At 37.2% G+C, this 1,361-nt stretch carries 1 protein-coding gene; it reads left to right on the top strand.

Translation table 11 applies throughout. The annotated features are described in order from the left end of the window. Positions 1-262: 262 nt before the first annotated feature. Complete coding sequence (rocF, locus tag CD118_RS11505) at positions 263-1,168, top strand: arginase (protein ID WP_103356733.1); 906 nt, start codon at positions 263-265, stop codon at positions 1,166-1,168. Positions 1,169-1,361: the final 193 nt, after the last annotated feature.

Genomic DNA, 1,361 nt, shown 5'->3' with positions numbered 1-1,361 from the left:
AGTCACTGACCGTTATTTTAATTTTTGATATTAAAAAAGCACAAATATCTCTATAATTGTAAGTGCCTAAACCAACGATTAAGGAGATATTGTGCCTAGAAATCGAGGCTAAACTCGTTTCATTAGGAAGTCCAATGTATTTATACATGAAAGCTTGTATTCAGAATAAGAAACAATTATTATTTTTATGTATACGGATGATATTAAAATAAGGGGATATAATCGTATTAAGTCATCAAGATAAGAAAAGGGGAGTTGTCATATGACAAAGATAATTGAATTAATAGGTGCACCTACAACTTTTGGACAAAAGAAGCTCGGTGTTGATTTAGGACCAGATGCAATACGTTATGCGGGTGTGTTGCCACGCTTAAAAGCGATTGGCCATCATGTTATTGATAGCGGAAATGTAGAAGCACCAAAGCTAGATATAGAAAAATTCAAGTCGTCACAACAAGGACTTCAAAATTATGATGAGATCCTTTCTTTCTCGAAAGCATTGCATGACCGTGTAGCTACAAGTATTAAAAATGATCACTTTCCTGTTATTTTAGGAGGTGACCACTCGTTGGCGATTGGCTCTATATCAGGTGTCGCACAGCATTATTCTCGTCTTGGTGTTATTTGGTATGATGCACATGGCGATTTGAATATTCCAGAAGAGTCTCCATCAGGCAATGTACATGGGATGCCATTACGTATACTCGCTGGCGAAGGAGATCAGCAATTAGTCGAAATCGGTGGTTTTGCGCCAAAAGTGAAGCCTGAAAATATTGTATTAATAGGAATGAGAGATTTGGATTATGGTGAACGGGAGTATATCAAAAAGCACCAAATCAGGACTTATACGATGGCAGATATCGATGAGAGAGGGATTCAAGCTATCGTAAAAGAAAGTATTACATATTTACAATCTAAAACAGATGGTATACATCTATCGCTCGACGTTGATGCTTTAGATCCAAGTGAAGTGCCTGGGACGGGCACGAAAGTTCCAGGAGGTTTGACCTATCGAGAAAGCCATTTCGCTTTAGAATTACTTTATCAATCTGGTTTGATTACTTCTCTTGATATTGTAGAGGTGAACCCATTATTAGATATAGAAAATCGTACAGCTGAACAAGCAGTTGCGTTGTTAGGCTCTTTTTTGGGGGAGACACTATTGTAAATTGTTAAAACCGTCAATGCAAACTAAAATTTGTGTATGATTGTTCATACTATTTTAATACAAGGTTTGAGTGGGGCTCACTCAAGCCTTGTTTCATTGAATAAAAGTAAACCATGCGCTATGCGTATGGTTCCGGAAAGGTTCTACCGTTGTATTAAAATAGGCACCTCAGCATGCTAGAATAATATTTGGT

Source organism: Staphylococcus coagulans (assembly GCF_002901995.1).
GTDB classification, from domain to species: Bacteria; Bacillota; Bacilli; order Staphylococcales; family Staphylococcaceae; genus Staphylococcus; species Staphylococcus coagulans.
This window is presented reverse-complemented; position numbering and strand designations above follow the sequence as displayed.

What these genes read in the sequence shown, in the direction of transcription:
- rocF (WP_103356733.1), top strand. Translation starts at nt 263, where the DNA reads ATGACAAAGATAATTGAATTAATAGGTGCACCTACAACTTTTGGACAA.